The sequence below is a fragment of the Ruegeria sp. AB9 genome, from assembly GCF_056542585.1.
The window spans coordinates 1-21,343 of record NZ_JBQGAA010000011.1 but is presented as its reverse complement, the minus strand read 5'-3'; the positions used below and the strand labels follow the sequence as shown (position 1 = coordinate 21,343).

19 protein-coding genes, 1 tRNA gene and 1 pseudogene are annotated in these 21,343 nt (G+C 54.9%); 5 read left to right on the top strand and 16 right to left on the bottom strand.

The features are described 5' to 3' along the window. Nucleotide 1: 1 nt before the first annotated feature. The 6 genes from ACR0K5_RS18515 to ACR0K5_RS18490 form a co-directional block, all read right to left on the bottom strand. On the bottom strand, nt 2–1,132 hold the full coding sequence (locus tag ACR0K5_RS18515) for a murein hydrolase activator EnvC family protein (protein WP_480631124.1): 1,131 nt from the start codon (nt 1,130–1,132) through the stop codon (nt 2–4). Continuing rightward, nucleotides 1,129–2,646, bottom strand: coding sequence for a 2,3-bisphosphoglycerate-independent phosphoglycerate mutase (gene gpmI / locus ACR0K5_RS18510; protein ID WP_480631123.1), 1,518 nt, complete (start codon nt 2,644–2,646; stop codon nt 1,129–1,131). Before gpmI ends, ACR0K5_RS18515 begins: the two co-directional genes overlap by 4 nt. 193 nt (nt 2,647–2,839) lie before the next feature. Then, nucleotides 2,840–4,510 (bottom strand): sulfatase-like hydrolase/transferase, encoded by a 1,671-nt coding sequence (locus ACR0K5_RS18505; RefSeq protein WP_480631122.1) that lies wholly within the window; start codon nt 4,508–4,510, stop codon nt 2,840–2,842. A gap of 70 nt (nt 4,511–4,580) precedes the next feature. Then, on the bottom strand, nt 4,581–4,817 hold the full coding sequence (gene nqrM / locus ACR0K5_RS18500) for a (Na+)-NQR maturation NqrM (RefSeq protein WP_480631121.1): 237 nt from the start codon (nt 4,815–4,817) through the stop codon (nt 4,581–4,583). 15 nt (nt 4,818–4,832) lie between these two features. Beyond that, nucleotides 4,833–5,858, bottom strand: a complete 1,026-nt coding sequence (locus tag ACR0K5_RS18495) for an FAD:protein FMN transferase (protein WP_480631120.1) — start codon at nt 5,856–5,858, stop codon at nt 4,833–4,835. 66 nt (nt 5,859–5,924) lie between these two features. Then, entirely contained in the window at nt 5,925–6,122 is a 198-nt protein-coding gene (locus ACR0K5_RS18490) for a hypothetical protein (RefSeq protein WP_480631119.1), read from the bottom strand. A 111-nt stretch (nt 6,123–6,233) separates the two neighbouring features. On the opposite strand from ACR0K5_RS18490, the gene ACR0K5_RS18485 reads away from it, so the two are divergent. Beyond that, the gene (locus ACR0K5_RS18485; RefSeq protein WP_480631118.1) at nt 6,234–6,758 is read left to right on the top strand and encodes a CBS domain-containing protein; all 525 of its coding nucleotides are present in this window, start codon (nt 6,234–6,236) and stop codon (nt 6,756–6,758) included. Nucleotides 6,759–6,760: 2 nt separating this feature from the next. Here the strand turns inward: ACR0K5_RS18485 and ACR0K5_RS18480 are convergent, their stop codons facing one another. Further along, a complete protein-coding gene (locus tag ACR0K5_RS18480) occupies nt 6,761–7,525 on the bottom strand; it encodes a metallophosphoesterase (protein WP_480631117.1) in 765 nt (254 codons plus the stop codon). Nucleotides 7,526–7,709: 184 nt separating this feature from the next. Here ACR0K5_RS18480 and ACR0K5_RS18475 point away from each other — a divergent pair, with 184 nt between their 5' ends. Further along, nucleotides 7,710–8,723, top strand: a complete 1,014-nt coding sequence (locus ACR0K5_RS18475; protein ID WP_480631116.1) for an NAD-dependent epimerase/dehydratase family protein — start codon at nt 7,710–7,712, stop codon at nt 8,721–8,723. Nucleotides 8,724–8,779: 56 nt separating this feature from the next. On the opposite strand, the gene nqrF is transcribed toward ACR0K5_RS18475, so the two are convergent. From nqrF to ACR0K5_RS18445, 6 genes are read right to left on the bottom strand one after another with little or no spacing between them, the layout of a single operon-like run. Then, a complete protein-coding gene (nqrF, locus tag ACR0K5_RS18470; RefSeq protein WP_480631115.1) occupies nt 8,780–10,003 on the bottom strand; it encodes an NADH:ubiquinone reductase (Na(+)-transporting) subunit F in 1,224 nt (407 codons plus the stop codon). Nucleotides 10,004–10,013: 10 nt separating this feature from the next. Next, nucleotides 10,014–10,622 carry an NADH:ubiquinone reductase (Na(+)-transporting) subunit E gene (nqrE, locus tag ACR0K5_RS18465; RefSeq protein ID WP_171173115.1) on the bottom strand — a complete coding sequence of 203 codons (609 nt, stop codon included), beginning with the start codon at nt 10,620–10,622 and terminating at the stop codon, nt 10,014–10,016. Further along, nucleotides 10,622–11,275 (bottom strand): NADH:ubiquinone reductase (Na(+)-transporting) subunit D, encoded by a 654-nt coding sequence (locus ACR0K5_RS18460; protein ID WP_155145536.1) that lies wholly within the window; start codon nt 11,273–11,275, stop codon nt 10,622–10,624. Before ACR0K5_RS18460 ends, nqrE begins: the two co-directional genes overlap by 1 nt. Then, the gene (locus ACR0K5_RS18455; protein WP_480631114.1) at nt 11,275–12,090 is read right to left on the bottom strand and encodes a Na(+)-translocating NADH-quinone reductase subunit C; all 816 of its coding nucleotides are present in this window, start codon (nt 12,088–12,090) and stop codon (nt 11,275–11,277) included. Before ACR0K5_RS18455 ends, ACR0K5_RS18460 begins: the two co-directional genes overlap by 1 nt. Then, the gene (locus tag ACR0K5_RS18450) at nt 12,083–13,291 is read right to left on the bottom strand and encodes an NADH:ubiquinone reductase (Na(+)-transporting) subunit B (RefSeq protein WP_480631113.1); all 1,209 of its coding nucleotides are present in this window, start codon (nt 13,289–13,291) and stop codon (nt 12,083–12,085) included. Before ACR0K5_RS18450 ends, ACR0K5_RS18455 begins: the two co-directional genes overlap by 8 nt. Nucleotides 13,292–13,296: 5 nt before the next feature. Next, complete coding sequence (locus ACR0K5_RS18445) at nt 13,297–14,640, bottom strand: Na(+)-translocating NADH-quinone reductase subunit A (protein ID WP_480631112.1); 1,344 nt, start codon at nt 14,638–14,640, stop codon at nt 13,297–13,299. Nucleotides 14,641–14,938: 298 nt separating this feature from the next. Here ACR0K5_RS18445 and ACR0K5_RS18440 point away from each other — a divergent pair, with 298 nt between their 5' ends. The 3 genes from ACR0K5_RS18440 to ACR0K5_RS18430 all read left to right on the top strand — a co-directional run bounded on the left by ACR0K5_RS18440 (nt 14,939) and on the right by ACR0K5_RS18430 (nt 17,240). Next, on the top strand, nt 14,939–16,054 hold the full coding sequence (locus ACR0K5_RS18440; RefSeq protein WP_480631111.1) for a THUMP domain-containing class I SAM-dependent RNA methyltransferase: 1,116 nt from the start codon (nt 14,939–14,941) through the stop codon (nt 16,052–16,054). A 119-nt stretch (nt 16,055–16,173) separates the two neighbouring features. Next, nucleotides 16,174–16,250: transfer RNA gene (locus ACR0K5_RS18435), tRNA-Pro, on the top strand. 315 nt (nt 16,251–16,565) lie between these two features. Then, nucleotides 16,566–17,240: a glutathione S-transferase family protein gene (locus ACR0K5_RS18430; RefSeq protein WP_480631110.1), complete on the top strand. Its 675-nt coding sequence runs from the start codon at nt 16,566–16,568 to the stop codon at nt 17,238–17,240. A gap of 70 nt (nt 17,241–17,310) precedes the next feature. On the opposite strand, the gene ACR0K5_RS18425 is transcribed toward ACR0K5_RS18430, so the two are convergent. The 3 genes and pseudogenes from ACR0K5_RS18425 to ACR0K5_RS18415 all read right to left on the bottom strand — a co-directional run. Continuing rightward, nucleotides 17,311–17,598: an ACT domain-containing protein gene (locus tag ACR0K5_RS18425; RefSeq protein ID WP_480631109.1), complete on the bottom strand. Its 288-nt coding sequence runs from the start codon at nt 17,596–17,598 to the stop codon at nt 17,311–17,313. A 726-nt stretch (nt 17,599–18,324) separates the two neighbouring features. Continuing rightward, the gene (locus ACR0K5_RS18420; protein ID WP_480631108.1) at nt 18,325–20,913 is read right to left on the bottom strand and encodes a GAF domain-containing protein; all 2,589 of its coding nucleotides are present in this window, start codon (nt 20,911–20,913) and stop codon (nt 18,325–18,327) included. Between the two features lie 314 nt (nt 20,914–21,227). Further along, nucleotides 21,228–21,343, bottom strand: a pseudogene (locus ACR0K5_RS18415) (IS5/IS1182 family transposase); the annotation flags it as partial.

The following is a 21,343-nucleotide window of genomic DNA, read 5'->3' as shown; positions in this document are numbered from 1 at the left end:
TTTATCCATCCTTGTCGGTCCGAAACCACGATTCCGGGTCCACGGGGCTATTATCTTCTCTTACCTCTATATAGAGCGTTTCTGGGCGATCAGTTCCAGTGCCATCACCGCTTGTTGACAATATTGCGCCTATTTCCGGCGATTCACCCGGCATCAGACCAACCGGAGTGCCTTTGGGGATCACCTGCCCCGGTCTGCCATAGACCTCTTGTAAACCGGAAAACACGAACAACAGGCCCGGTTGCGGCTCCAGAATGACCAGATTTCCCAAATCCAGCAATGGCCCGCGATAGCGGATGGTCGCAGCTGTGGGGGATGTTACAAGCGCGCGGGAACGGGTGCCCAAAACCAGACCCGCGCGGGTCACCCCTGCCGCGTCCGGCTCGCCAGCTTTGCGCAGCAAGACACCTTGCACCGGTAAAGCGATCCGCCCTTTCTGATCCGTAACGCTTGCGTCGGTTTCAATAATCTCGCCTTCCGAGATTTCGGACAGACCGCTTGCAAACCCGTCCAGAGTCTCGGTCGAAGAAATCAGAATGGCCGTGCGCACCGGGTCTTCTACAAAGCGACGTGGCAAATCAGTGCGGTCAGCGATCGCTTCGCTCAAACGCGTGCGGGCATGTTGCACCCCGCTCAGCCCTTCTGTCAAAGTTTCTGAGGCGCTTTGCTGCAGAACGCGCAGTGTTTGAACTTCGTTCAGGTCTTGTGCCAACGCTTGCGCTTTGGCGTTGAGACCAGGTGTTACCTCGGACAGTATCATTCCGGTTCGTGCCGCGCCCAACGGGCCTGAAGGGTGCAACATCAGCACCGGTGGGGCGGTTGTTTCGATCGTTTGCAACACGCCAAGCAATTGCCTGACATCCTTTTCGCGTGCCCTTAGTTCAGCGCTCAACTGCGCTTCGCGTGTTGCGGCCTTGCGCAGACCGGATCGCATGGCGCTTAACCCTGCCTCATACGCCTGTATCGTTTCGGTCAGTGCCCGCACCCTATCCCGGGCACTTTCAGCTTCGGTCAGCGAGATGGATGCCTGTTCCAGCATCTCTGCCGCTTCCAGAGCAGCCCGGGCCGAATCAGTTTGGGCCAAGGCCTGCAAAGTTGACAGCAGATATATCGCAAGAGCGGTAAGCCTCATGACAAAAGGCTTTCTCCGGTCATTTCGGTCGGCTTGGACAAGTTCATCAGATCAAGAAGAGTTGGAGCCAAGTCTGACAGCCGCCCTTGACGCAATTGCGCCCCCTCAGGCCCACCAACCAATGCGACGGGCACAGGATTCAGCGTGTGCGCCGTGTGTGGACCTCCGGTTTCAGGATCGACCATCACCTCACAGTTTCCATGATCGGCAGTGATGATCATTGCGCCGCCCACCTTTTCCAAGGCTGCAACGATCTGAGCCAGCCCCGCATCGACAGCTTCACACGCCTTGATCGCAGCCTGCAGATCACCGGTGTGTCCGACCATGTCGGGGTTGGCATAATTTGTGACGATCAGGTCATAACCTTCTTCAATCGCCTCAACAAACTTGGCCGTGACCTCGGCCGAGGACATATCGGGCTGCAAGTCATAGGTCGCAACCTTAGGTGATTTGGGCATAAAGCGATCTTCACCCTGTTCCGGGGCTTCCTTCCCCCCGTTCAAAAAGAAAGTGACATGGGGGTATTTTTCAGTTTCAGCCAGCCGGAATTGACGCAAACCCTGTTTGGCCACCCATTCGCCCAGTGTGTTCACAATCGCCCGTTTCGGGAAAACTGTGGTCATATAAGCGTTGTGACCTTCCGAATACTCCACCATACCCAACAGCGCGGACAACTTCGGCCGTGGCCCGGTTTCGAACTCTGCAAAGCCCGGTTCACCAATCGCGCGCAGAATTTCGCGCGCGCGATCTGCACGGAAGTTGAGGCAAAAGAAGCCGTCTCCATCGGCGACGCCTTCATAACCTTCCAACACGGTTGGCGTGATGAATTCGTCAGATTCAGATTGGTTGTAGGCGTGGTCCACGGCACCATGTGCGGTGCTGGCCGCCCTGCCCTTGCCGTTGATCATCGCGTCATAGGCTTCAGATATCCTTTCCCAGCGATTGTCGCGATCCATGGCAAAATATCGACCGCTCACCGTGACGACGCGGGCACCTTCGGGCAGTCGCTCTTCCAGTTCGGAAAAGTAGGACAACGCAGATCTAGGGGCCACATCGCGCCCGTCCGTAATGGCATGAAGGGCGACCGGAACACCGGCGTCCGTAATGGCCTTGATTGCTGCAATGATGTGGTTCAGGTGCCCGTGGACACCACCGTCCGAGACCAACCCCATAAGGTGAGCCGTTCCTCCGGAGGATTTGACCTTGGAAATGAAAGCCTGCAGCTCCTCATTTGCAAAAAATGAGCCGTCTTCGATGGCCAGGTCAATCTGACCCAGATCCATGGCAACAACGCGGCCTGCGCCGATATTTGTATGACCTACTTCGGAATTACCCATTTGCCCGCTTGGCAAACCCACATCGGGGCCGTGCGTTATCAAGGCGGCGTGGGGGCATTCGGCCATGATCGTGTCAAAGGTCGGAGTATTCGCCTGGTAGGGCGCGTTCGCCTGTGTGTCGCCGGACAGGCCCCACCCATCAAGAATGCACAGGACAACGGGTTTGGGGGTGGCCATTGAAATTCTCCGATTACTGCTCTTGGGTCACCTTCTATCGTCTGGCTGGCAGGGGGTGAACCGTCTTTGCGGCAATTTTGCGCAGAATTAATCAAACGGTCAGGCAGCTAGGGTCTATTGCTGCAAGCCAACAAACCCCTGAACAATTCGAGGCACCGGTGGCTTTGCTTGTTCAGTGAAAATCCCGGAAAAGCTAATCCTTGAGATAGCTCTTGTAAGGGCGTGCCTTGCGGTCACGGTACTTTACTGTCAAGTCCAGCGGAGCGTCGTTTTCATCGTAAACACCCAAAACAACCCCTCGACCCCGGCTCTTGGTACGCATTTCGATCAGTTGCTGCTCAGATCGGGTGGTGCGCTGTGACGCTCGGCGCGTCCACGCGAACAGATGGTCATACATTTCGGCGATCACGTCGCCATGATCTGCGCTGTCACCCAGATCAGTCAGTTCCTCAGGATCGTTTTCCAGATCGAACAGAATCGGTCGATGACCACCTTCACAATGGACTAGTTTCCACTTCTTGTTCGCAGCCATGAACATCACGGCATCCCTTACCGACGCATCCAATATGTCCGCGATTGGCGAGGCGGAATAATCGTACTCACAGATCGCGACGTCACGGGGCAACACCTCTGTCGCTCCGCGCAGGATCGGTAGCAGTGAATGGCCTTCAAGGATATGCGTCGCCACTTCACCTCCGGCGAAGTCCACAAAGGTGGGTGCCAGATCGATGGACTCAACCAGTGCATCACTCACCATGCCGCGTGTCGCATCCGCCTCGGGCGATGGGTCATAGATGATTAACGGCATTTTGGTTGAGGCATCGTGGAAAAAGGTCTTTTCCCCCATCCAGTGGTCGCCCAGAAAGTCACCATGGTCTGACGTCAGAACGATCATCGTGTCGTTCATCCGTCCGGTTTTCTCCATCCACTCGAACAGGCGGCCCATCTGGTCGTCGGCTTGCTTGATCAAACCCATATAAGCCGGGATTACCGCATCCCGAACGTCCTGTCGCGAAAAGGTCTGACCGATTTTTGTGTCCATGAAGGCTTTGAGCACCGGATGCGCAGTCTGGCGTTCAGATTCAGACCGCACTACGGGCAGCACGTGTTCTGGTCCATACATCGAGGCGTAAGGTTCAGGTACGATATAGGGCCAATGTGGCTTGATAAAGCTAAGGTGGCAACACCAGGGACCGTCGTGTGTTTCCATAAATTCGATGCCGCGATTGGTCAGGTATGGCGTTTCGCTGTCTTCCTCGGCAATGTTCGCAGCTTCCGGTGAGTTTTTCAGAAACCAACCGGACAGAACGTTTCCGTCTTCATCCAATCCGGAGTTGGCAAAGTCGTGCCAAGGGTTGTCGCTTTCATATCCTTTGGCTTTCAGAAACTTGTTGTATTCCTTTGCGCCGTCCGGATCGTAATAACCATCCGGCCCTTCGGGCAGCATACCGTCATCCCGTTCGAACACGTCAAAACCGCACTCGGCAACCCGGGCACCAATCAGGCTATCAGGTTCCAATCCCAGCCGTGCCATCCCTTCAGCATCTGCCTGCATGTGCGTTTTGCCGACCAGCCAGCAGTCCATCCCGGCTTTGCGCAAGTGATCACCCATCGTGATCTCGCCGACTTTAAGTGGAATACCGTTCCACGACGCTCCATGAGAGTGCACGTAACGCCCGGTATAGGTTGACATGCGTGAGCTGCCGCAGATTGGCGACTGGATATAGGCGCGGTCAAACCGCACACCGCGCGCGGCCAGACTGTCGATGTTCGGAGTGTGCAGGTGCGGATGCCCGTAGCAGCTCAGGTAGTCCCAGCGCAGCTGGTCGAACATGATAAACAGGATGTTTTTTGCCTTGGCCAACGCGACGCCCCCCAAAAGTCATGGAGACTTAGTTAGCCACTTCCACCCGCGGAGCGAAGCAAAATGTGCTTCAGGTCTGCCGTTCAATCTTTTTCAGCGCCTTCTTGGCACGTTTGCACTGCAACTGGTCACGCAGCGGGCTGTCAGGGTCGACATCCTTTTGGCACACAACGCATTTATCAGCGCCCGAGATCGCGTTCAGGCCACCGCAACTGCCCTTAATGGTTTTACCCATCAGCATGACGCCCAAAGACATGCCGACCATGACGAGTGCCAGAAGAATAAAGGCCAGAATAAAAGTGCTCATCTCGGTTCCTACCTGTCAGTTGGTTCCCAACGCGTTTTTGAACGCGGTGCTGTGCGAAGTAATATAGTCGTCTTCGCCGCCTGTCACATCCCGTGAGATGAAGTACACGGCAAGTTTATGTTCTTCCGCAACGTCCATGCCCTTTTCCTGACCCAAAGCCAGCATGGCCGTCGCCCAGGCATCCGCCATCATCGCGTTTTCGGCCAGAACCGTGACAGAGGTTGTTCGATGCGTGATCGGACGGCCTGTTGTCGGATCGATGATATGCGAATAGCGCACACCGTCCTGTTCGAAGAAATTCTTGTAGTCGCCTGAGCTGGCCATGCCCCGATCATCCAGTGAAACAATCAACTGGATGCTCTGAGCGCCCGTTTCAGGCTTTTCAATGCCAATGCGCCAGGCTTCGCCCTGTTCATTCTGACCCTTGGAGACAAGATCACCGCCGATCTCGACAAGATAATTCCCGATACCAGCATCCAGCAAAGTTCCGGCAACGGCATCGATGCCATAGCCCTTCGCAATAGCGGACAGGTTAATGCCGACCTTGGCGTCGGATTTCGAAAGAGTGCCAGCGTCGGTGTCGAGCGTTAGCAAGCGGGCTTGCCCCACACCGTTTAACGCGGCCTCAATTTCCGCATCCGAAGGCACCGGATCCTCGGGTTTGCGTGGGCCAAAGCCCCAGAGTTCGATCAGGGGCCCCAGAGTTACGTCAAAAGTACCACCGGTTTTTTCGTGCACATCATTCGCTGCCGACAGGACCAGCGCAAACTCGTCCGAGACCGCTACGGGGTCTGTGCTGGTTGAAGCCGAAAAGACAGAAACCTCGGAGTTCGGGTCCCAGTTGGACATCTTGGCGTTAACCTCGGCCAATGTCTCTTCGACGGCCGCGGCCAATGCAGCCTCATCAAGATCTTCACCGATCGCGGTAATATTGAAGGTCGTGCCCATTGTTTCGCCCGACAGACGAACCACCTCGGGTTCCTTGTCGAACAGACAGCCGGATAGAAGAGTAACAACAGCCAGTACAGGCAAAAGACGCATAGGTCGGTCTCCGGGATATTCTGTGCCCGGCATATGCCAGTGGCCCCGGCAAGAGTCAAACTGCGATCACATTTTTAGTGGAAGGAAACCAAGCATCAAAAGGCCGATCCCTGCCGGCACACCGAACAACCACGCGCGTTTTTGCCAACCCGGCGACTGTTGTTTCCACGCCATGCGAAAATTGTGGCCGCATACAACAACTGCAAAGAAGATCAATGCTGCTACGGGCGGAGTTAGATAGAGTTCACTCAATAGCTTAAACATCCTTTCCGGGCCCGCGTTTTCGCTGATCCTCGCAATTGCACCCTATACAGGTCGTTTAGCTGCGCTAAGGTGAAAGGGAAAGACTTTGCAAGAACCATAAGGAGATTGCCCATGGCTCCAACCTCATACCAGTCGCCCTCACGCGGCGACAAGACTGACAAGACGACGTACAGCCAGTCGGCGGAATCAAACCTTTCGCACTCGCAGACAACCGTAGCCAAACTGCTTGAGGGTAAAGGGGACGCGGTATTTTCGGTGCGGCCAAACGACACCATCCATTCGGTAGTCAACACGCTGAAGGAAAAGCGAATTGGCGCTGTACTTGTGACGGACCAGAACGGGGCATTGCAGGGAATTTTGTCAGAACGCGACATCGTTCGGCGAATGGCAGATACACCCGGCCAGACCCTGCCGCAATCGGTCGAAGACCTGATGACCAAGGACGTAAAGACCTGCACACCTGACGATCTGCTGAATGACGTTCTGAAAACAATGACCGAGGGCCGTTTTCGCCATATGCCGGTCCTGCGCGACGGTAATTTGTCCGGTGTCATCACTATTGGTGACGTTGTCCATTTCCGCCTGAAAGAGCTGGAATATGAAGCCCTTCGCATGAAGCAGATGATCGTCGGCTGAGGTCAGGCGGCTGAAAGGAACCGGACGCTTCCGACCTCGATTTCGACTGCCGTAAGTCGCCCCGAGGCGAACGCACCCGTATCAATCGAAACCACCCGGTTTCTGAGCCGGGGGAGGCCTACAATAGTGTGGCCATGTACCACCCATTGGCCATCGCCGCGCGCGTGTCTTGGAAACATGGGGTGCCCCCAAAGGCAAATCTGACGGTCCTGGGCTTCAATGGGTTGTTGAGGGTCCAGGGCCGCATGAACAAATGTGACATTGCCGCTGGTCCAAGTCAGGGGCCTGTCTGCAAGCCAGTCGAGCAGATTTTCTCCCATCTTCCGGCGTAGGTCATTCGCTAGTTTTTGAACTTGTTGGATGTCGTCGGTATCGTCAAACGGTTTCAGCCCGTAGGACGCCAAGGTTTGCGCGCCCCCGTTTTGAAACCAGAGGCGGGCGTTGCGTTCCGGCGCATCCAGGAAGCGCAATAACATCTCTTCGTGGTTTCCAAGAAGACACTGAACGCGACCTCCTGACGTCTCGTTCAGGTGACGCAGATGGTGCAATACCTGCGCGCTATAAGGCCCCCGATCGACGTAGTCGCCGACGAAAACCAGCGTGCATTGATCATCCAGCCTGGGCAACAACGCCTGCAGCAGATCCAGACGTCCGTGAATATCACCCACAGCCGTCACTTTCGCAGCCGGAGCGATGTCGCAAGGCACAATATCGGTTGTTTGCCCCGCAGTGCGGTGGAACCGCCGTCTGATCCAGTTCGTAATCATGCAGGTTGCATCCCTATCCTTCTCACCCGTTGGCGGCAATGAACATCTGATTGAATCGGCAAAGAGTTGACCAATGGCATCGGGATGTCCGATATGACTTTTGAAGCTGTCAAAAGTGTTTGTCCTGCTACCCGGTCGAAGCCTTTTGTTCAGCATTGATTTTGCAGGGCGTTTTGAGGGTTCTATGAAACGGGTTTTGATTACGGGCTCTGCGGGGTTCATCGGGTTCCATCTGGCAAAGGTGCTGTTAGAGGAAGGGTACCGTGTGCATGGCTATGACGGGATGACGGACTACTACGATGTGGTTCTGAAGCAGCGTCGGCATCAAATTCTGCTTCAGACACCCGGATTTACGGCAACGGAGGATCGGTTGGAAAACTTTGACCGGCTGTTGCAGGTTGCCGAAGAATTTCAGCCGGACGTCATCGTTCATCTGGCGGCGCAGGCCGGTGTGAGACACAGCTTGGAACATCCTCGTAGCTATATAGAATCGAATGTCGTTGGAACTTTCAACGTGATGGAAATTGCCCGGCAGCACAAAATTGATCATCTGCTGATGGCGTCAACCTCGTCGATTTACGGTGCCAATGAAGAGATGCCGTTCATTGAGACGGAAAAGGCCGACACACAGCTCACCATTTACTCCGCCACAAAGAAGGCAAATGAGGCGATGGGGCACTCCTACGCGCATCTGTGGGACTTGCCGACGACCATGTTCCGATTCTTTACAGTCTATGGAACGTGGGGAAGGCCCGATCTAGCTTATTTCAAATTTGTTGCTGCCATCTTGGATGGCCGCCCGATCGATATCTACAATCATGGCGACATGTTTCGGGATTTCACCCATGTCGAAGACCTTGTGCGCGGGATCAGATTGCTGATCGACGTGCCTCCGGTGCGGCCAGCCAGCCGTGACGATATCGAAGATGGAGACAGTCTGTCGCCTGTCGCGCCCTTCCGCATAGTAAATATTGGCAATGGGGAAAAAGTGCGCCTGATGGATTTTATCGAAGCCATTGAAGAAGCCGTTGGGCAGAAAGCCGTCAAGAACCTGATGCCAATGCAGATGGGGGATGTTTATGCCACATGGGCGGACAACCGGTTGTTGCAACAACTGACAAATTACCGCCCGCAAACCGACTTGAAAGACGGTATCGCCGAATTTGTCGCCTGGTATCGGGACTACTACGGGAAATAGCCGAGCAGGTCGCCAAATGAAAAAAACCGGCGCAGTCAGCGCCGGCTTTTGGTTTCTTACCCGCCGAAATCGTCGAGCATGATGTCTTCGCGATCCACACCCAGATCCAGCAGCATGTTGATGACCGACTGGTTCATGATCGGCGGGCCACACATGTAGAACTCGCAATCCTCTGGCGCGGGGTGGTTCTTGAGGTATTCTTCGAACAGGACGTTGTGGATGAAGCCAGTATAGCCCTTCCAATCGTCCTCTGGCTGGGCGTCAGACAGGGCGACGTGCCATTCGAAATTGTCGAATTCCTCGGCCAGTGTGTCGAAATCTTCGACAAAGAACATCTCTTTCTTCGACCGCGCACCGTACCAGAAGCTGATTTTGCGGTTGCGGTTCTCTAGGCGCTTGAGCTGGTCAAAAATGTGACTGCGCATAGGTGCCATACCGGCACCGCCGCCAATGAAGACCATCTCTTTTTCTGTCTCGCGTGCAAAGAACTCGCCAAACGGACCTGAGATGGTGACTTTGTCGCCCGGCTTCAGGTTGAAGATGTACGACGACATCTGACCCGGAGGGATACCTTCGGAGCCCGGAGGCGGTGAGGCAACCCGTACATTGAGCATGATCATGCCCTTTTCATCCGGATAGTTGGCCATCGAATAGGCGCGTTCAATCGGTTCGGCCACCACGGATTCATACTGCCAGAGATTGAAGCGATCCCAATCTTCGCGGTATTCTTCCTGCACGTCGAAATCGGTGTATTTCAACTGGTGCGCAGGGGCCTCGATCTGGATGTAGCCACCGGCGCGGAAGTTCACATCCTCGCCCTCGGGCAGATCCAGCGTCAGCGCCTTGATGAAGGTTGCAACGTTGTCGTTCGAGCGAACCGTGCATTCCCATTTCTTGACGCCGAAAACCTCTTCAGGGACTTCGATGTCCATGTCCTGTTTCACAGCGACCTGACAGGACAGACGGTCACCGCATGATGCTTCACGTTTAGTGATATGGCTTTCTTCGGTTGGCAGGATCGACCCACCACCCGAATGCACGCGCACGCGACATTGCGCACAGGTGCCGCCGCCGCCGCAGGCCGAAGGAACAAAGAGCTTCTCGGCCGCCAGCGTCTGCAGCAGCTTGCCGCCCGCAGGAACGGAAATGGTTTTTTCGCCGTTGATCGTGATGTTGACGTTGCCAGTCGAAACCAGCTTGGAGCGTGCGGCCATGATAATAGCCACCAACGCCAGAACGATTACAGTGAAAAGAGCTACGCCTAGGGTAAAGGTTTCCATCGACGCCTCCTTACAGTTTCACGCCCGAGAAGGACATGAAGGCCATAGCCATCAGACCTGCGGTGATGAAAGTAATGCCCAGGCCTTGCAGACCGTCAGGAATATCCGAATATTTCAGCTTTTCCCGTACGCCGGCCATCGCCGTGATTGCCAGTGCCCAGCCAAAGCCGGAGGACAGGCCATAAGTCGCCGCCTCGGCAAAGTTATAGTCACGCTCCACCATGAACAGAGATCCGCCAAGGATGGCGCAGTTCACTGTGATCAGCGGCAGGAAGATCCCCAGCGCGTTGTAGAGTGGAGGGAAGTACTTATCCAGAATCATCTCAAGGATCTGCACCATTGCCGCGATCACGCCGATATAAGAGATCAGGCCAAGGAAGGTCAGATCCACATCCGGGAACCCGGCCCAGGCCAGCGCACCCGGCTTCAGCAAGTAGGTCAGCAAAAGGTTGTTGGTGGGCACGGTGATGGCTTGAACGACCATGACCGAAATCCCCAAACCCAGCGCAGTCGAGATTTTCTTTGAAACGGCGATGAAAGTACACATCCCGAGAAAGAAGCTGAGCGCAAGGTTTTCGACAAAGATGGCCTTTACGGCCAGAGAGATAAGCCCTTCCATCAGTGCGCCTCTACCTGCTGGATTTTGTATTCACGTTCTTCAACCTGGTTCGGCTTCCATGTGCGGAAGGCCCAGATGATCAGACCGATGATGAAGAATGCTGACGGCGGCAGCAGCAACATGCCGTTGGGCACGTACCAGCCACCGTTGTTGACAGTCTCCAGAATGGTGACACCAAATAACGAGCCATTCCCGAACAACTCACGGATGAAACCGACCAGCAGCAGAATCAGACCATAGCCCATACCGTTGCCCAGTCCGTCGATGAAAGACGCGACCGGAGGGTTCTTCATCGCAAACGCCTCGGCGCGGCCCATCACGATACAGTTTGTGATGATCAAGCCAACGAAGACCGAAAGGGTCTTCGAAATCTCGAAGGCGTAAGCCTTGAGGACCTGATCGACCAGAATCACCAGCGAGGCGATGATCACCATCTGGACAATGATCCGGATCGAGCCCGGGATCTGGTTGCGCAGGCACGAGATGAAGAAGGAAGAAAACGATGTTACAAAAGTTACCGCCAGCGCCATCACGAAAGACACCTGCAGCGATGATGTCACCGCCAGTGCCGAACAGATGCCAAGCACCTGCAGGGTGATCGGGTTATTGTCGACAAGCGGGTCGACCAGCATTTCCTTTTTGGTCTGGGACATCAAATCTCTCCTGCTTGCAGTTTGGCCAGGAAGGGACCGTAGCCCGCATCGCCCATCCAGAATTTCACGAGGTTATCGACACCAACGGAAGTCAGTGTGGCTCCGGCCAGCGCATCGACATAGAAGTCTGGTCCCGCAGCAGGCTGCGATTTGGCAACGGTGATTTGCAGATCACCGGCATCGTCACGCAGCTTCTTGCCGTTCCACAAGGCTTTCCAGCGTGGGTTGTCCACCTCGGCGCCAAGGCCCGGAGTTTCACCATGCTGATAGAACTGCAGGCCATAGATATCGTTGCCGTTATTCTCAAGCGCGATAAAACCGTAGAGAGTCGACCACAAACCATAGCCGTGCAGCGGCAGGATCACTTTGTCCAGATCACCCGCCTCGTCGCGCAGCAAATAGATTACGCGGTACTTGGACTTGCGCCCGATACCAGCGGGGTCGTTGTCAAGCGCGACACTCAGCTCAGGGTCGCTGGCGGCGGCGATGTCGTCAAAGGTGGCAGGGTCAAACTGATTGTCGACGAAATTGCCGGTGGACAGTTCCAGCACGTGGGGTTCGAACGCGGCGAAAGCTTCGGTCACGTCGATGCCGGGCTCGAACACGCCCGCCACTTGCAGAACGTTGACTTGTTTGTCCTTCAGGCGGTTGGCCTCTTGCACGGGGCGCAGGCTGACTGCAGCTGCGGAAACAACCATCGAGGCGACCAGACAGACGGCGACGGCGATGAAGATCGTCTTGCCAACTGAATCCGGTGAGGCCGCGAGGAATTTGGCCAGTGCGCCTTTAGGTTCTTGGGATTGCGTATCAGACATGGCGACGCGCCCTCCGTTTGATGTTGGCCTGAACGACAAAGTAATCGATCAGCGGAGCAAAAACGTTCCCGAATAGGATTGCCAGCATCATGCCCTCAGGGAAAGCCGGGTTGATCACGCGGATCATCACAACCATGACACCGATCAATGCGCCGTAAATATAGCGACCGACATTGGTGTGGCTGGCCGAAACCGGTTCCGTCACCATAAAGGCCAGACCAAAGGCATAACCACCCAGCACAATATGCCAGTACCATGGCATTGCGAACATCGGGTTCGTGTCCGAACCAATCAGGTTCAGCAACAGGGTAAAGCCGATGGTTCCGGCCAAACAGCCGACAATCAGCCGGTAATTGGCGATCTTTGTCATCAGCAAGAAGGCCAGACCAATCATGCAGGCGAGTGTTGATGTCTCGCCAAAACTGCCCTGTATTTGACCAAAGAACGCGCTCGACCAAGTGATGCCATCTGCGGCCAAAGCCTGAACGCCGTCCGCCGCCGAGACCGCCAGAGCCGTTGCGCCGGAAAACCCGTCAACCGGAGTCCAGACCGCATCGCCCGACATCTGTGCGGGATATGCGAAGTACAGAAAGGCGCGTCCGACCAATGCTGGGTTGAGGAAATTCTTACCGGTTCCTCCGAACACTTCCTTGCCGATCACGACACCGAAGATAATCCCCAATGCGACCTGCCACAGAGGCGTGGTAGCGGGCATGATCAGCGTATACAGCATTGATGTAACAAGGAAACCTTCGTTCACCTCGTGCCCGCGAACGGTCGCGAAGATAACCTCGAAGATGCCGCCCGCCACCAGCGTGACAATATATATAGGCAGGAAATACATCAGCCCGTGCATGACGTTGGCAAAGATGCTGTCCGGGTTCAGCGCGATGCCGAATGTCTGCAGAATGGCAATCCGCCAACCTGTGGCCGAATCTGGCCCAAGCTCAGCAATGGCAGAATTGGCCTGATAACCGGTGTTCCACATTCCCCATAAGATACAGGGGATCGTGGCGATCACGACGTAAGTCATGATCCGCTTCATATCCACGTAAGACCGCGCATGAGGGGCGACGGTGGTCACGGTTTTCGGAGTGTAGATAAAGCTTTCCACCATCTCATAGATGGGGAAATACTTCTCGTACTTGCCGCCCTTGGTAAAGTTCGGCTCGATCCGATCGAAGAAGCTGCGCAAACCCATTAGGATCAGCCCTCCTTTTCAATCTTGGTCAGGCAGTCGCGGAGCGCCAGCCCGTATTCATATTTTGCCGGACAGGCAAAGCCCACAAGGCCCAGATCCTCTTCATCCAACTCCAGCGCACCCAGAGCCTGGGCCGTGTCAGTATCCATAACCAGCAGTGCCCGCAGCAACTGAGTGGGCAGGTAGTCCTGCGGCATCAGTTCTTCGAAAACGCCTGTCGGCACCATCGCACGACGACCGCCGTTCAGGTTGGATGTGAAGGCATACAGCTTCTTGGCGAATGCCGAACCCAAAACAGGCTGGACCGAATACTTCGACGGCATCGGACGAATCCAGCCCATCGGGATTTGATCGGGATCTTCACGGATAATACTGATCTGACGCGCAAACCGGCCCAGATACGCGGTTGTACCGTCAGCGTGTTGGCCAGACAGGATCGAGCCCGAAATGATACGGGGTGTGCCGTCCAAATTGACTTCGTCGCGGGTCAGATCGTCGGTGGACGCGCCCATCACTGTGCGGATCAAACGCGGTTGACGGGCACCGGGCCCGGCCAAAGCAATCACGACATTCGGGTCCAGATGTCCGGTCTGCATCAGGCGGCCAATTGCGATGACGTCCTGATATCCGATGGTCCAGACTTGCTTGTCACCTGCAAGTGGTTCGAGGAAGTGAATATGCGTTCCGGCCAGTCCAGATGGATGCGGGCCGCCAAACGAAGCTGCTTCGACACCGGCAACGTCTGTGCCAGGGATTGTGTCACCTTCTTTCTGGCAAAGATAGGTTTTGCCCTCGGTCAGCACGCTGACTGTCGCCAGCCCGGCGGCAAAAGCTTCGGGTGCTTCGGCAATGATCGTGGCGGCGTCAGCGGCCAGCGGGTCACTGTCCATAGCTGTGACAAAAATCGCATGCGGTTTAACACCCGGTTCCGGCATTTTCGAATAGGGTCGCGTGCGAAAAGAAGTCCAAAGGCCGGCAGCGCACAGCTTGGTGGTCACGCCGGCAGCGCTATCCGCATCACCCACGCCCGAGAAATCCACTCCAGTGTCGTTGAAGTCGGATACTTCGATCACAACGCTCTGCAGCACCCGGCGGGCACCCCGGTTAATGGCGACGATTTTGCCACTGACCGGTGCGACCATCATCGCGTCAGGAGCATCCTTGTGACAGAATAGCGGTGCGCCACGCTTAACACTGTCGCCTTCCTGTACCAGCATCTTGGGCTTCAGGCCGATGTAATCACCGCCCAGTACGCCAACAGTCGAACATTCCGGACCCGGATGAATGGTCTGGTCAGGAGCGCCTTCCACCGGCAGATCCAGCCCTTTTTTCAGTTTGAAAGTTTGCATGTTGCTACGTTCTTCCAAGCCTCTTTGTCTGCGCCAGCTCTGCCAACGCCCTTTCGGGGTCATGCAATAGCTCGGTTTTTTTTAGCCTCCGTCGCAAAAGCGTCGAAAACGGTCCAAAATCCGCAGGCGTATTTCCGATCATGGACCCTTTACGCGGGGAAGGTCACAAACGCAAACCTGTTACCGCCAAAACTAAAGAATGATCCACAGAATCCTGCGTTTTACCGATCATATCTTCCGAATCCGTCGTGGAAAATTGCGTGTCGCACCCACCGAACTTCCAGTGTAAGCAACCGGAATGGAAAATGACACAGACTTGGAAATCTTTCTGGTGGCGACGCCGGGCCTGGAAACACCTCTTTGCGACGAGGCGCAGTCAAACGGATTCGCACAGGTCAGAACTGTACCGGGTGGCGTGACGTGCCGCGGTTCGTGGTCCGACGTCTGGCGTGCCAACCTGACACTGCGAGGTGCCAACAAAGTTTTGGTGCGATTGGGCAGTTTCCCGGCTGTGCATCTTGCCCAATTGGATAAACGCGCACGCAAGTTCCCTTGGGGTGATGTCTTGCGCCCCGATGTACCGATCAAAGTCGAAGCCACCAGCCGCAAGTCCAGAATTTACCATGCCGGCGCAGCTCGTCAGAGGATCGAGCGGGCAATAAGCGAAACACTGGGCTCTCCGATTTCACCCGACGCGCGCCTTCGGATTTTGCTGCGAATCGAGAAAGACATTTGCACGATCTCTGTCGACAGCTCTGGTGAGCTATTGCACAAGCGCGGCCACAAGGAAGCAATTGCCAAAGCCCCGATGCGCGAGACAATGGCCGCCATGTTCCTGAGAGAGTGCGGTTACTCGGGCGATGAACCTGTACTGGACCCCATGTGCGGGTCAGGCACATTCGTGATCGAGGCCGCCGAGATCGCACTGGGTCTGTGTCCCGGTCGATCCCGCAGGTTTGCATTCGAAGAACTGGCAGGTTTCGATCCTGACAAGTGGCAAGAGATGCGAAGAGAATCAAACACGGCAGAATGCGCTCTCACCTTTTACGGCTCCGATCGCAACAACGGCGCAATTGATGCGGCGACTGCCAATGCCAAAAGGGCGAATGTCGGCACTTTGACTCGGTTTCAACAGCGTTCCGTCAGTGACATCAAACCCTCCGAAGGATCTGCAGGGTTGGTTATTGTGAACCCACCATATGGGGCGCGAATTGGCGATGAAAAACGCTTGCGATCGGTCTATGGCGCCATGGGAAAAACTCTGATGAACCGCTTCCGGGGTTGGCGTGTTGGCGTAATTACCAGTTCTCCCGGGCTAGCTCGGGCCACTCGCCTGCCTTTTCTGACGCCAGGTCCGGTGGTAAACCATGGCGGCACCAAAATTCGCCTGTACAAAACCGATCCGTTGCCGTGATTGAACACCTGGGGTGTTGCCTTAGTTCTTATCTGTTTTGGAGCCAAAAGATTCAGGTTGCCGCTTCACAGAAACCTCTTGCGCATCAGAACCGCCACGTATAGATCACCCGCCACGGTCGGAGTGTAGCTCAGCCTGGTAGAGCACTGTCTTCGGGAGGCAGGGGTCGGAGGTTCGAATCCTCTCACTCCGACCAATAAAACAAGTTGTCAAATGCAGAGAAAATTTGCCTTTTGACCAGTTAACTTACCTTTCCGCCAACTAATGTTACCTCTGGTAGTCTGAAGTGTTGCCAGTTCAAGTCTCAATTTTTGAACGAACGGCCCTGAGCTGCTATTGCCCGACAATTAGCGATGCTGCAGTGAGGCCCGTCGGAGGAGACGTTCGCTGCAAGCGCAAAGCCGGAAGGCCGAAGGAGGACTGGACCGCGGACATTGCTGCAATAGATGCGCTAATCCTGAACGTCCGCTTCAAATAACAGATAAATCCTCTAGTGTGAGCCGCTTTTTTCATGTGCGTCACGATGATACTAGAAGGTATGTGCAATTCAGTCGTTCTTCATGGATACCGCTATAGTGTTTATAATCGCATTGCTCGCTTGGTTTTAAACGAAAAGGGCGTCGACTATGAGATCAAGGAAATCGACCCCTTCGCTTCTGATATTCCGAAGGAATACCTGAAGCTACAACCGTTCGGTCGCGTTCCTGTGCTTAGCCATGGCACGTTCGATGTTTATGAAACGTCGGCAATCGCTCGCTACGTGGACGCCGCCTTTGATGGACCGGAACTCGTTCCTGTCACACCGGAACATTTAGCGCGCGTTGCACAGGTTATTTCGATTGTAGACAGCTATGGTTATCGCCCGATGGTCCGGCAGGTCTTCGCCCACAGAGTTTTTCACCCTATAGCGGGGGAGCAAGTCAACGAAACCGAGATTGTAACGGGGCTCGAAGCCGCTCAGATTGTATTGGACGCATTGAATACAATTGCGGTCGAAGGGCTTGTCCTCGATGGCCGAAACTTCACAATTGCAGACTGCCATCTTGCACCGATGATCGCATACTTTGCTCAGGCGCCAGAAGGCGCGGATGCGTTGAGCCGCCATGCAGCACTTGCCGATTGGTGGGTTAATGTGTCGAAACGGACAAGCATACAGGTGACGGATCCCGGCCTTCCATCCAATTGAAATCTTGACGCTGCACCGGATTCGCGCGCCATCACACCCGAATAATGTGACGGTAGGTCGTTTGTTGCCGCTACATGGAATAGGTCTCGTAAGATACGGCTTTTTGCCTTAGTTCGGTCAACGCGCAAATTGCTGCATCACGGTCCTTTTCGTTGACCAGAATATGATCGTAGATCAACGCGCATTGCGGAACGATAGATATCCCGGCGTCAGCTAAGCAATTCACGGCAGGTTGAAGATAGCCCGCAACTTCAATGTCGAGCGGATCATCAAACGTAAGACAGACGAGCGGCCCGTGGCTATCAAGACAATTGACCGACGCATTCCTGTCATTCCAGATAGTATCGGGTAGGATCACCGCGACTTCATGCTGATCGCAAATAATTGAAACATAGTGGTCGACTAGTGTTACCCTCGCGACCAATTCTAGAGCATTTGCTTGATCTTTCGGATCGAAACTCACCATACGATAGAGATCAGGCCACACGATCAGCCGGGATCTTTTCCATAGGTCTCTGATTGCATCATCCCTGAATAGCTCCAAGCCTTCCTCCAAACATTTCCTCTAAGCTTTGCTTAGGGAACCTGAATCATCAAGATGGCATTCTCAACAGACCCAGACGTCCGCCACGATGCAGAAAACAGTATGTATGGGCTCACCGCTGACCTCAGAGGCGGCGCAGCATCGACCTAACTTGCTCGGCGCATGTTGATGAGGCCGGACCAATCCTGCCGTTGGGCAACGAGTATCGCCGCTGCGGTGCGGCCCGCCGGAGGAGACATTCGCTGCAGTAGCGAAATTTGGTTACTCCCAGCCTCACAGTCTGCGTATCGCTGCCACCGTTCAACACGATTGCGTCAGCAACCGCTTTCGCCAACGCTGGCAGCGATAAAACCTCGCATAAATACGAACCATTTTTTGAAAAATCTAACAGCAACTCGCTCCTGATCTGCCGGGTATCTGATAAGACATGGTTTCTGGCTCAACGAAACCACCAAGGATTAGACATACGTTGGATTAGGCGAACATTGACTAGAGAAAATGAGTACCTTTGCGTCCGGCGGTGAGCCTAGGTAACGTTGGTCACGAGTCCGAAATTGCGAACACTTCCATCGGTTCGCGGATGCCTTTCATTTCAAATGCGCCACGGCTTTCCGCTTCAATGTTATCTTCGACGGCCGCCCAAGCGCGTGGTGAGATCAGGATTTCTCCGTCTTTGGCGATGTCGCAGAGTCGAGCTGCAGTGTTCACGGCGGTTCCAGACGCCGTGTAGTCGAATCGTCCGGCAGAGCCGACCATGCCTACCGTAGCGTAACCCAGTGAAACTCCTACTCCGAACCCGAGCCGGTGGCCAAGCTTCTTCCACTTCGCAGTGAGCTCGCGCATTTTCGCCCGCATTGCTATGGCTAGCCGTACAGCATCTCCGGCGGGGTCGTCGCATGGCAGCGGGTCGTTGAAGATAACCATAATCCCGTCGCCCATTCGCTTATCGACGCCTCCGCCAAATTCCGAGATCAGCACACCCATTTGCTCGTGATATGCTTGCAAAACCTCAATGGTCTCTTCTGGTTCTGCAGTCTCACAAAAGGCCGTAAAACCTCGAATGTCGCAGAACAACGTGGCGATCAGTGCGCGATGGGAGGATAAGCCTTGTTCATCTCCCGAAGATACAAACGTCTCGGCCACGGCCGGAGAAAGGAACTGTTTTAGTCGACCGATCCGCGCGATCTCATCAACCTGTTCCGCAACCTTCGCCTCAAGCGAAGTATTCAAGGATTGAACCTCAGCCGTGCGCGCTTCGAGCGCCTTGTACTGACGTACATTTTCAAGCGCGATGGCGGCCTGTGCGGCGAATGTCTCAACCTGGGATATTTGGCTAGCAGTGAACGGTTCTTTTTCTGTCTTCCAGAGAATAAAGCAGCCGACGCCACCGTCAGGACTCAAAAGAGGAACGAAGAGGTTAGTACGGATGCCCTGTCGTTCAACGAGCATGACATAGCGGTCATGGCCGGAACGATACCCTTCTGTCTCTCGCATGTCGTCAATCAGGATCGTGCGCTGCTCAACTATAGCCTGCGCAACCAGTGAGTCTGCCGGGTCCATTGGAACCGCGCCACTATGATAGTGGGCGAGCGTCTCAGGTGTAGAACCGCGGTTCGCAGCCATAACCTGCGCAGCATCGCCTTCTCGGCCCAGGATCAATGATGCATTCGGAGCCCCGCATAGTCGGGTCGCATTATCGAGTATGGCCTCGAAGATCGGTTGTTCGTCTTCTCGGACACGGCTCATCATTTCCATAATTTCGCGCGTTGCAAAAGAACGTTCCAACCTGTCGCGAAGTTCTCGAAACTGGCGCACATTTTCCAGGGCAATAACCGCCTGTGCGGCAAAAGTTTCTACCAAGGCGATTTGTTCATCCGAATATGGACGGACTTCGTGCCGGAAGATGATAAAGCAACCGATCCCCTCGCCGTCCTTGATCAGAGGCACAAATAGATTTGTGCGAATGCCCTGAAGATCGCAAACCTCTACAATATTTGGCACGCCTGCCCGATATTCATCTGTGTCCTTCATGTTAGGAAGGTGGACCGGGCGTTTTTCAATGATTGCACGGGCTGCGAAAGATTTTTCGGGATCCATTGGAACCCGTTTTTGGGCGTAGATGTCCTCTGTGCTTTGAATAGCTCCATGATGGGCGATCATGGTCTGAAACTCATCCGCTTCGCGACCCAGGATCAGCGCCGCGAACGGTGCTTCGCATAGTTTTCGGGCATTTCTGAGAATTGTGTCAAATACAGGGCTTTCATCATCGCTGGCGTTGCTGATCGCATCAAGGATTTCGCGGGTTGCGGCGGCCTGGGCAAGTCGTGCCTCCATCGCGCTAATCTGGCGCGCGTTTTCAATTGCGACGGCGGCCTGGTCGGCAAAGGCCTGGGCCAGCTCCAGTGCGCGGTCATTGAATGGATGCAAACGGGTTCGATAGACTGTGAAAGCGCCGATCAACTGATCACCCGAGATGATTGGGATAGCCGCGAAGGACCGGGCTTTGCCCAGCTCCCTCGTTGCGACCCTAAGGGGTGTTTTCTGAATGGCCGGGTCTTCTGCCATCACGTCCACAACGTTCACAACTTCGCGGCTGACCGCCATCCGTCCGAGTACAGTGGTGGAGGAAGGAGTGAAAACGCCCTGTTCGGCGAACCAGTCACTGAACCCCTTTGTGATTCCGAGCGAACGCATCTCGCTGAAGGCCAAATCTCCGTGATGCTCAAAGAGGACCCCAAATTCAGCTTCACAAATGTCGAGCGCGTATTCGAGAAGAGCATCAAGCACTTCTTCCAATATGGTGTCTCGGCGGCTGATGAGGTTCAGAACATCCGCCATCATTCGCTCGCGACGCATAGCGTCATCAAGTTCAAGCGCCAGATCGGCTTTCAGCGCGACCTCGTCAGCGTTTTCAACTGGCCCCGCCGGATCGACCAGTAATTTTGCCAGCGCAATTTTCGATGTGACATTCAGCTTGCTGTAAACGGTGCGAAGATGAGATCTTACGGTAGTTGGTGAGATACCAAGATCGCGGGCGATTTCCTTATAGCTTGCACCATTAGCATAGGCAGCGGCGACTTCTTGCTCTCGCTTGGAAAGCGTTTCAACCTCTTCGATCTGTTCGGACATTTTACCCCCGTACAAATGTAGGAAGAGGATACCCTACATCCCTCCTGCATCAAGTGGTTCATCTGAACGATATCGCCGGAGCCTGTCGTTGTTCATGTTTAGTCTACGAAGACGCGGGGATCGTTCTCGGCGTTCAGACAAAGGAGACAACCAGATGAGTATGACCAAAAACGCTAAAGCATTCTTCGAAGCCTGCGAAACAGGCCAGGGCTGGGACAGCTGCGCGCCTTAGGGGATGCTTTGTCGATCAGGTGAACTGGTTAGGGCGGGCGTTAGCCCGCCCTTGCTTTTTTGGGCTCTGGACTCATTGAATTTCAAAGCCAGTAGATGACGGTTGCCGCCAGGGCGATTGCTGAGAGGAAGGCCTTCGGACATCTGTCGTAGCGAGTTGGCACGCGCCTCCAGTCCTTCAGCCTGCCGAACATGATCT

Bases quoted from the DNA above. Each gene is read 5' to 3' on its own strand.
- ACR0K5_RS18455 (WP_480631114.1), bottom strand. From the start codon at position 12,090: ATGTCTGATACGCAATCCCAAGAACCTAAAGGCGCACTGGCCAAATTC.
- ACR0K5_RS18445 (WP_480631112.1), bottom strand. From the start codon at position 14,640: ATGCAAACTTTCAAACTGAAAAAAGGGCTGGATCTGCCGGTGGAAGGC.
- nqrM (WP_480631121.1), bottom strand. From the start codon at position 4,817: ATGAGCACTTTTATTCTGGCCTTTATTCTTCTGGCACTCGTCATGGTC.
- ACR0K5_RS18460 (WP_155145536.1), bottom strand. From the start codon at position 11,275: ATGTCCCAGACCAAAAAGGAAATGCTGGTCGACCCGCTTGTCGACAAT.
- ACR0K5_RS18485 (WP_480631118.1), top strand. From the start codon at position 6,234: ATGGCTCCAACCTCATACCAGTCGCCCTCACGCGGCGACAAGACTGAC.
- ACR0K5_RS18440 (WP_480631111.1), top strand. From the start codon at position 14,939: ATGGAAAATGACACAGACTTGGAAATCTTTCTGGTGGCGACGCCGGGC.
- ACR0K5_RS18490 (WP_480631119.1), bottom strand. From the start codon at position 6,122: ATGTTTAAGCTATTGAGTGAACTCTATCTAACTCCGCCCGTAGCAGCA.
- ACR0K5_RS18480 (WP_480631117.1), bottom strand. From the start codon at position 7,525: ATGATTACGAACTGGATCAGACGGCGGTTCCACCGCACTGCGGGGCAA.
- ACR0K5_RS18515 (WP_480631124.1), bottom strand. From the start codon at position 1,132: ATGAGGCTTACCGCTCTTGCGATATATCTGCTGTCAACTTTGCAGGCC.
- gpmI (WP_480631123.1), bottom strand. From the start codon at position 2,646: ATGGCCACCCCCAAACCCGTTGTCCTGTGCATTCTTGATGGGTGGGGC.
- ACR0K5_RS18450 (WP_480631113.1), bottom strand. From the start codon at position 13,291: ATGGGTTTGCGCAGCTTCTTCGATCGGATCGAGCCGAACTTTACCAAG.
- ACR0K5_RS18495 (WP_480631120.1), bottom strand. From the start codon at position 5,858: ATGCGTCTTTTGCCTGTACTGGCTGTTGTTACTCTTCTATCCGGCTGT.
- ACR0K5_RS18475 (WP_480631116.1), top strand. From the start codon at position 7,710: ATGAAACGGGTTTTGATTACGGGCTCTGCGGGGTTCATCGGGTTCCAT.
- nqrF (WP_480631115.1), bottom strand. From the start codon at position 10,003: ATGGAAACCTTTACCCTAGGCGTAGCTCTTTTCACTGTAATCGTTCTG.
- ACR0K5_RS18420 (WP_480631108.1), bottom strand. From the start codon at position 20,913: ATGTCCGAACAGATCGAAGAGGTTGAAACGCTTTCCAAGCGAGAGCAA.
- nqrE (WP_171173115.1), bottom strand. From the start codon at position 10,622: ATGGAAGGGCTTATCTCTCTGGCCGTAAAGGCCATCTTTGTCGAAAAC.
- ACR0K5_RS18430 (WP_480631110.1), top strand. From the start codon at position 16,566: ATGTGCGTCACGATGATACTAGAAGGTATGTGCAATTCAGTCGTTCTT.